Raw genomic sequence first — 7,419 nt, 5'->3', positions numbered from 1 at the left:
GCTTGATTCCGCGGAGCTGGGATTAGATCAAGGCGTATCTTCGCCCCGCCGCAGCAAGCCCCTCCACCACTTCGTGGTCCCCCTCCCCACTCTGTGGGGAGGAAAGCGGTTACTCGTGCGGCTTCTTCGGCGTGGTGGCGGCGCCTGCGACAGCGCCGATGACGCCGCCGGCGACGGTCGCGCCGGTATTGCCGCCGATCGCCTGACCGGCGACCGCGCCGCCCAGGGCGCCCGTGGCGGCGCGTTGTTCCGTCGTGGTGCCGCAGGCGGCCAGCAGGGCCGTCAGGCCGATCACCGGGGCAAGCTTCAGCATCGTCTTCATGGCGGTCATCCTTGTTCTTCTTCGAGAGACAGCGTGACCATGAAAACGAAACGGCCCGCCCCCGGTTCCGAGGGCGGGCCGAATTGTCACACAGCTTGACCGCAAACGATCAGGCCGCGTCGGGTCCAAAATCAGCCGACGATGTCAGCGTCCGTGAAGAACTGGGCGATTTCGATGCCGGCGTTTTCCAGCGAGTCCGAACCGTGGACCGAGTTCTCGCCGATCGACAGGGCGAACAGCTTGCGGATGGTGCCTTCAGCGGCGTCGTTCGGGTTGGTGGCGCCCATGACTTCGCGGTATTTGGCGACGGCGCCTTCGGCTTCCAGCACCTGCACGACGACCGGCTCGGCGATCATCTGCGAGACCAGTTCGCCGTAGAAGGGACGCTCGGCGTGCACTTCGTAGAATTTCTTGGCCTGGGCTTCGGTCAGCTTGATGCGGCGTTGAGCCACGATACGCAGGCCAGCGCCTTCGATGACGGCGTTGATGGCGCCCGTCAGGTTGCGGCGGGTGGCGTCCGGCTTGATGATCGAGAACGTACGTTCGGTCATGGGAGTGACTTCTTGTTTGGGAGTTTGAGGGTCGGCGGCTTATAGCGAGCGCCGCACATCTTTCCAATATCCCCGCGCGTAAGCCTTTTTCTTTCCGGTTCCCATGCTGCAGATCAAAAACCTGACCTACAACGCCTGGGGCCGCGAGTTCCTGGACGACGCCTCCATCAGCCTGCCCCCGGGCTCCAAGGTCGGCCTGGTCGGCCGCAACGGCATCGGCAAGTCGACGCTGTTCAAGCTGATCCTGGGCGAGCTGGCCGCCAACGGCGACGAAATCTCCCTGCCCAAGACCGCGCGCATCGGCTCGGTCGATCAGGAACACCCCGCCACGCCCGTCAGCGTTCTGGACACCATTCTGGAAGCCGACGTCGAGCGCCACGACCTGCTGACCCGGCTGGAAACCGCCGCCCCCGAGGACATGGGCGAGATATGGGGCCGCCTGATCGAGATCGACGCCGACAGCGCCCCTGCCCGTGCGTCCGAAATCCTGGCCGGTCTGGGCTTCAGCCATGACGACATCCTGCGCCCCATGGCCGAGTTCTCGGGCGGGTGGCGGATGCGTGTGGCCCTGGCCGCCGCCCTGTTCGCCGAACCGGACATGCTGCTGCTGGACGAACCGACCAACTACCTCGATCTGGAAGGCGCCCTGTGGCTTGAGCAGCGGCTCAAACGCTATCCGCACACGGCCCTGATCATCAGCCACGACCGCGAGCTGCTGAACGGCGTCTGCACCCACATCCTGCAGCTGTCGAACCGCAAGCTGGACCTCTACACCGGCAACTACGACACCTTCGAAAAGACGCGGGCCGAGAAGCTGCGCCTGATGGAGGCCAACAAGTCCAAGCAGGACGCCGAGCGCGCCCACCTGCAGAAGTTCATCGACCGCTTCAAGGCCAAGGCGTCCAAGGCCACTCAGGCCCAGTCGCGCGTCAAGCGGCTGGAGAAGATGCAGCGCATCGAACTGCCGCCGGAAGAGCGCGTCGCCCCCTTCACCCTGCCTTCGCCGGAACGCCCCCTGCCCCCGCCGCTGATCCGGCTGGAGAAGGCCAACGTCGGCTATGAGCCGGGCAAGCCGATCCTGAAGAACCTGAACCTGCGGATGGATCTGGACGACCGCATCGGCCTGCTGGGCGTCAACGGCGCGGGCAAGTCGACCTTCGCCAAGCTGATCGCCAAGGCCCTGACCGTCGAGACGGGCGAGTTCCATCGCGACGGCAAGATGCGCGTGGGCTGGTTCCACCAGCACCAGATCGAGGCGATGGACCCGACCGACACGCCGCTGGAGATCATCCGCCGCGCCATGCCGGACGCCTCAGAGAGCAGCCGCCGTTCGCGTCTGGCCCAGTTCGGCCTGCCGTTCGAGAAGCAGGAGACCACCGTCGCATCGCTGTCGGGCGGCGAGCGGGCGCGCCTGCTGCTGAATCTGGTGGCGATGGATGCGCCGCACATCCTGATCTTGGACGAACCGACCAACCACCTGGACATCGACAGCCGCCGCGCCCTGCTGGACGCGCTGAATGAATATACGGGCGCGGTCATCCTGATCACCCACGATCGCTCGCTGATGGAGCTGGTGGCCGACCGCCTGTGGCTGGCCGCCGACGGATCGGTGAAGCCGTTCGACGGCGACATGGACGACTATCAGAAGTTCGTCCTCGACCGCGCCAAACAAGCCGGGATGAAGCCGAGCCAGGTCAAGCATGAAGAGGTCGCCGCCGAGGCTCCGACGCCCGCAACCGCGCCCAAGGCCGAGAAGAAGAAAGGCCCCTCGCCCTCGACCCTGCGTCACGCGGTGAAGAAGGCGGAAGAGAAGATGGCCCAGCTGACCGCCGACCTGGCGCGTCTGGACGACGACCTGGCCAACGCCGCCGTCAATGATCCCAAGAAGCTGGAAGGCCTGACCCGCTCACGCGCCAAAACCCAGGCCGACCTGGATCAGGCTGAAGTCGACTGGATCGCCGCCGAAGAAGCTCTGGCCGAGGTGGCGTGATGAGCAAGGCGCCGCCCCTGCTGACCAAGGACGAGATGCAGGAGGCGGCTGCCCGGCTGCAGGCCTATCTTCGCGACGAGATGGAGGTCGAGGTCGGCCGCCTGCCCGCCGAAATGCTGGTCGAGTTCATCGGCCGGGACATCGGCCGCCTGTTCTACAACCGCGGCCTGCGCGATGCGGAGACTGTCGTGCGCCAGAAGGTAGAGGACGTCGCCGACGCCCTCTACGGCCTGGAGCGATAGTTATCCCCCTCACCCCGACGTCCGCCGGGATGAGCGGATATTCTATGAGCCTCAGCCGCAGCTGACGCGCGTCACGACGTTGGTCTTGTCGTCGTAGGTGAATGTCACGCGGTTGTCGCGATAGTCCATGGTCGCCGCGCAGCTGCTGCACAGGACGCGGAAGATGCGGCCTTCCGGCGCGGTCGGAATGGTCGAGCGATTGCGGCCCACATACTCCTGATAGTCGCTGGCCTTGCAGGCGACGGGCGTCGCCTCGCCGCCGGGCGTCGGCGTCGCGCCGCCGCCCTGGGTCGGGGCGCAGGCGGCCAGGGCGAGGAAGCTCACAGCGGCGCTCAGGGTCAGAATCGTCTTCATGGCGGCGTCCTTTCGATCAGCCGCAGCGAACCTGTTCGACCAGGCCCGTCTGCTGATTGTAGAAAATATTCAAGCGATAAGGCGAATAATCTTCGGTCACGGGACAGGTCGTGCAAGCGACGCGACGGTTCACAACATCCACCGGAACGGGAATCTGGCTGCGCGGTTTCCCGACCAGCCACTGAAGCTCGCCGGCCTTGCACATGTCGCCATCGATGTTGCGGACGCCCGGTTCGGACAGATAGGGCCGTTCAGTCGAGGAAACCGGCGTCCGGACGGGCGTGGTCGGCTGGCCGGTGGGCCGGGCGGGCGGCGAGGCGCAGGCTGACAGGGCGACCAAGCCCACGCCCACGCCCAGGATCAGGCCGCCTTTTCCCAGCGGCCCTCGTCCGATTGTTTCCAGTAGGCCAGGTCCGCGCCGTCCGCCTTCAGCGTCCGCCAGCGCCCGCGCGCATGGTTCAGCGCCTGCTCGTCCCGACCGTCGAAGATGATGAAGCAACGTGCGAACTCCTGCGTGGCCCCAAGCTCTGAATCATCGACGATGAACAGCGCCTGAGCGCCATTCAGATTCTCGCCTGATTCGGACAGGAGCACAGGCTGGCGCGCGGCATGGTCGCCATCGGCCCGTCCGTGAGGCAGGAAGCTGTCGTCGCGGTAAGTCCACAACAGCTCGTCGATATCGTCGAGCCGGTGCGAGGTCGCGCCCCGGATCAAGGCGCGCCAGCCCCGCTGAAGCGTGCGCTCCAGCAGGGTCGGCAGCACCTGGTCCAGCGTCGAGCGCTCCAGGTGGTAGAACCAGATTTCCGGCTTGGCGTCAGACACCCGGCCCTACCCCTTCAAGGACGTTTTCAGCTTTCGTAGTGGTCGGCGACCATGCGGTCGAGCAGACGCACGCCATAGCCCACGGCGCCGTCCGGCACGGTCGGGTTCTTGGAATCCTTCACCCAGGCGGTCGAGGCGATGTCGATGTGCGCCCACGGCGTGCCGTTGGTGAAGCGCTGCAGGAACAGGGCGGCGGTGATCGAGCCGCCGGCGCGGCCGTTGCCCATGTTCTTCACATCGGCGATCGGGCTGTCGATATGACGCTCATATTCCGCCGGGATCGGCAGGCGCCAGGACTTCTCGCCCACCTTCGGACCGGCGTCGGCGATGTTGGCGGCCAGTTCGTCGCTGTTGGTGAAGACGCCCGCATATTCCAGGCCCAGCGAGATGATGATGGCGCCCGTCAGGGTGGCCAGGTCGATCATGAACTTCGGCTTGAAGCGGTCCTGCGTGTACCAGAGCGCGTCCGCCAGGACGAGGCGGCCCTCGGCGTCGGTGTTCAGCACCTCGATGGTCTGACCCGACATGGAGGTGACGACGTCGCCCGGACGCTGGGCGTTTCCGTCCGGCATGTTCTCAACCAGGCCCAGAACGCCGACGACGTTGACCTTGGCCTTGCGGCCGACCAGGGCGTGCATGAGGCCGGCCACGGCGGCGGCGCCGCCCATGTCCCACTTCATCTCTTCCATGCCGTCGGCGGGCTTCAGGCTGATGCCGCCGGTGTCGAAGCAGACGCCCTTTCCGACGAAGGCGATGGGGGCCTCGCCCGCCTTGCCGCCGTTCCACTGGATGACGGCCAGCTGGCTTTCACGCACCGAGCCCTGGCCGACGCCGAGCAGCGAGCCCATGCCCAGCTTCTCCATCTCGGCCTCGCCCAGGATCTCGACCTTGGCGCCCAGGGCCTCCAGCTCCTTCACGCGGCGCGCGAACTCGGCCGGGTACAGGATGTTGGCGGGCTCAGACACCAGATCGCGCGAGAACAGGACGGCGTCGGCCACGGCCGACAGCGGCTCGAAGGCGGCTTCGGCGGCCTTCACGTCCGAGGTTACGACGCGCACGGTCGTCACCGACGGAATGTTGTCGGCCTTCTGCTTGGTCAGATATTTGGCGAAGCGGTAGGCGGCCAGGCGCACGGCGAAACCGGCGCGGGCGGCCAGTTCCGGCGACAGGTGCGAAGCGTCGATGGTCAGGATTTCGGCGCCCGACAGCTTGGCGGCGTGATAGGCGGCGGCCGCGGCGGTTTCGACCGCCAGATCGTCCAGCTTGTCCGCCGCGCCCGCGCCGACCAGCAGGACGGCGTTCGCGTCGATCCCGGCCGGGGCCGCGACGTTCAGGCTGCTGTTGGCGGCGCCGGTGAAGCGGCTGTTCTTCATCGCCTTGGCCAGGGCGCCCGAGGCGGCCTGATCTAGCGCCGAACCGGCGCCGGCGAGGGCTCGTCCTTCATGCACCAGCACGGCGAGAATTTCGGCTGCGCCCGACGAAGCGACGAATTCGATTTTCATGAAACTGACTCCAGACCGAGAAATCATGCCCCGGCCACGCTTGAATTTGCCATGGTCGCGGCGACGGTTTCGTCGGGGCGGCCGGATGTGTATTACATGGCTCGCATCGCCCTGGGCTGCAACACGTTCGCAGCCGATTATACGACCTTACCCGCCGCATGACCCTGATTCAGAGGTATCTTTTCCGTCAGATCGGGCTGCCCATCGTGGCGGCCGTCGCGGCGCTGGTCGGCATCGGCCTGCTGAGCCAGAGCCTGGATCAGCTGGAGGTCATCGTCGAGCGCGGCCAAAGCGTCTGGGTCATGGTCAAGCTGACCCTGCTGGCCCTGCCCCAGCTAATCGCCGTCATCCTGCCCATAGGCCTGTTCGTCGGCGCTTTGATCGCCCTGACGCGGCTGCAACGCGAGCAGGAGCTGACCGCCGCCTACGCCGCCGGGGTCAGCCGCTGGGCGCTGATCCGGCCCGCCCTGCAGATCGCCCTGATCGTCACGGTCATCGCCCTGCTGGTGAACGTTTTCGTCCAGCCCTGGGCCCAGCGTGAGGGCCGCCGCCAGGCCTTCGCCATCCGCACCGATCTGGCCGCCCTGCTGGTCGAGGAAGGACGTTTTGTCCAGGGGCCGGACGGCCTGACCGTCTACGTCCAACAGATCGAGCAGAACGGTCTGATGAAGAATCTCTTCGTCTATCTGGACAACGGCAAGACGGTCACGACCTGGGACGCCGAGACGGCCCGCTTCGGCCGCGTCGATGGCCTGCCGGTGCTGACCATGCAGAACGGGTCCATGCAGCGCTATTCCTCGCGCGAGGTGCTGAACCAGCTGTCATTCGACCAGCAGGTGTTCGACCTGTCGCCCTACGCCAAGACCACCGAGCGCATCCGCTTCAAGCCGTCGGACCTGTGGCTGACGGACCTGTTCGATCCGACGCCCGCCCTGTTGGAAAGCGCCGGGACGCGCGGCGAATTGGCGGCTGAGGGTCATTCGCGCCTGGCCTCGCCCCTCTACGCCCTGGCGGCCATGGCCTTTGCGCTGGCGGCCATCCTGGGCGGCGCCTTCAGCCGCAGCGGCTACGCCGGGCGCATCGCCAAGGCGGCGGGCGCCTTCCTGATCCTGCGCGTCATCGGCTACGGCCTGGTGGCGGGCAGCGCCTGGAACGGCGCGCTGAACATCCTGCAATACGTCGTGCCGCTGGCCGCCACATTCCTGGCGCTACGCATCCTGTTCCGCGCGCTTAAGCCGCGCCGCCGCCGCACCTGGGCGCCGCTGGAACGCCTGAAGGCGAGATTCGCATGAAGCTTCGTCTCGGTCGCATCGAACGCTATGTGCTGATCCAGCAGATGAAGTCGCTGGGCATGGCGCTGGCCGTCATCGCCGCCCTGGTCATGCTGATCGACTTCGTCGAGGTGTCGCGCGGGCTGAACTCGTCCGGCGAGCTGTCGGGCGGGCGCATCCTGGGCCTGGTGCTGGTCAAGTCGCCCTCGGTGATCGTGCAACTGCTGCCCTTCGTCTTCCTGTTCGGAACGCTGGGCGCCTTCGTCAGCCTGAACCGGCGCAGCGAGCTGATCGCCATGCGGGCGGCGGGCGTCTCGGCCTGGCGCTTCGTCCTGCCTGCGGCGGGCGCCGCCGTGGCGCTGGGC

General features: G+C 66.6%; 10 protein-coding genes. 4 read left to right on the top strand and 6 right to left on the bottom strand.

From position 1 onward, the window contains the following. Positions 1 to 109: 109 nt before the first annotated feature. Complete coding sequence (locus RT567_RS06860; RefSeq protein ID WP_040346808.1) at positions 110 to 322, bottom strand: hypothetical protein; 213 nt, start codon at positions 320 to 322, stop codon at positions 110 to 112. A 131-nt stretch (positions 323 to 453) separates the two neighbouring features. Then, a complete protein-coding gene (ndk, locus tag RT567_RS06855; RefSeq protein ID WP_313575267.1) occupies positions 454 to 873 on the bottom strand; it encodes a nucleoside-diphosphate kinase in 420 nt (139 codons plus the stop codon). 103 nt (positions 874 to 976) lie between these two features. Between ndk and RT567_RS06850 the strand changes: the two genes are divergently transcribed. Next, on the top strand, positions 977 to 2,863 hold the full coding sequence (locus RT567_RS06850; protein WP_313575265.1) for an ABC-F family ATP-binding cassette domain-containing protein: 1,887 nt from the start codon (positions 977 to 979) through the stop codon (positions 2,861 to 2,863). Beyond that, the gene (locus RT567_RS06845) at positions 2,863 to 3,105 is read left to right on the top strand and encodes a DUF2164 family protein (protein ID WP_191743012.1); all 243 of its coding nucleotides are present in this window, start codon (positions 2,863 to 2,865) and stop codon (positions 3,103 to 3,105) included. Before RT567_RS06850 ends, RT567_RS06845 begins: the two co-directional genes overlap by 1 nt. A 51-nt stretch (positions 3,106 to 3,156) precedes the next feature. Here the strand turns inward: RT567_RS06845 and RT567_RS06840 are convergent, their stop codons facing one another. Genes RT567_RS06840 through RT567_RS06825 form a run of 4 tightly spaced genes read right to left on the bottom strand, consistent with a single transcriptional unit; the run spans position 3,157 to position 5,783 of the window. Beyond that, the gene (locus RT567_RS06840; protein ID WP_313575263.1) at positions 3,157 to 3,459 is read right to left on the bottom strand and encodes a hemolysin; all 303 of its coding nucleotides are present in this window, start codon (positions 3,457 to 3,459) and stop codon (positions 3,157 to 3,159) included. 16 nt (positions 3,460 to 3,475) lie between these two features. Continuing rightward, positions 3,476 to 3,805, bottom strand: a complete 330-nt coding sequence (locus RT567_RS06835; protein WP_313575261.1) for a hypothetical protein — start codon at positions 3,803 to 3,805, stop codon at positions 3,476 to 3,478. 14 nt (positions 3,806 to 3,819) lie between these two features. After that, the gene (locus RT567_RS06830; protein ID WP_119411811.1) at positions 3,820 to 4,281 is read right to left on the bottom strand and encodes a DNA polymerase III subunit chi; all 462 of its coding nucleotides are present in this window, start codon (positions 4,279 to 4,281) and stop codon (positions 3,820 to 3,822) included. A gap of 26 nt (positions 4,282 to 4,307) precedes the next feature. Then, positions 4,308 to 5,783, bottom strand: a complete 1,476-nt coding sequence (locus RT567_RS06825; protein WP_313575259.1) for a leucyl aminopeptidase — start codon at positions 5,781 to 5,783, stop codon at positions 4,308 to 4,310. Positions 5,784 to 5,941: 158 nt separating this feature from the next. Between RT567_RS06825 and RT567_RS06820 the strand changes: the two genes are divergently transcribed. Then, on the top strand, positions 5,942 to 7,075 hold the full coding sequence (locus RT567_RS06820) for an LptF/LptG family permease (RefSeq protein ID WP_313575257.1): 1,134 nt from the start codon (positions 5,942 to 5,944) through the stop codon (positions 7,073 to 7,075). Then, positions 7,072 to 7,419 (top strand): LptF/LptG family permease (locus RT567_RS06815; RefSeq protein WP_313575255.1); only part of this gene is annotated, 348 nt, incomplete at its 3' end. The genes RT567_RS06820 and RT567_RS06815, both read left to right, overlap by 4 nt.

The organism is Brevundimonas sp. (genome assembly GCF_032107865.1).
Lineage (GTDB): Bacteria > Pseudomonadota > Alphaproteobacteria > Caulobacterales > Caulobacteraceae > Brevundimonas.
This window is presented reverse-complemented; position numbering and strand designations above follow the sequence as displayed.

Coding starts and splice junctions, on each gene's coding strand:
- RT567_RS06845 (WP_191743012.1), top strand. CDS start 2,863: ATGAGCAAGGCGCCGCCCCTGCTGACCAAGGACGAGATGCAGGAGGCG.
- RT567_RS06840 (WP_313575263.1), bottom strand. CDS start 3,459: ATGAAGACGATTCTGACCCTGAGCGCCGCTGTGAGCTTCCTCGCCCTG.
- RT567_RS06825 (WP_313575259.1), bottom strand. CDS start 5,783: ATGAAAATCGAATTCGTCGCTTCGTCGGGCGCAGCCGAAATTCTCGCC.
- RT567_RS06850 (WP_313575265.1), top strand. CDS start 977: ATGCTGCAGATCAAAAACCTGACCTACAACGCCTGGGGCCGCGAGTTC.
- ndk (WP_313575267.1), bottom strand. CDS start 873: ATGACCGAACGTACGTTCTCGATCATCAAGCCGGACGCCACCCGCCGC.
- RT567_RS06860 (WP_040346808.1), bottom strand. CDS start 322: ATGAAGACGATGCTGAAGCTTGCCCCGGTGATCGGCCTGACGGCCCTG.
- RT567_RS06820 (WP_313575257.1), top strand. CDS start 5,942: ATGACCCTGATTCAGAGGTATCTTTTCCGTCAGATCGGGCTGCCCATC.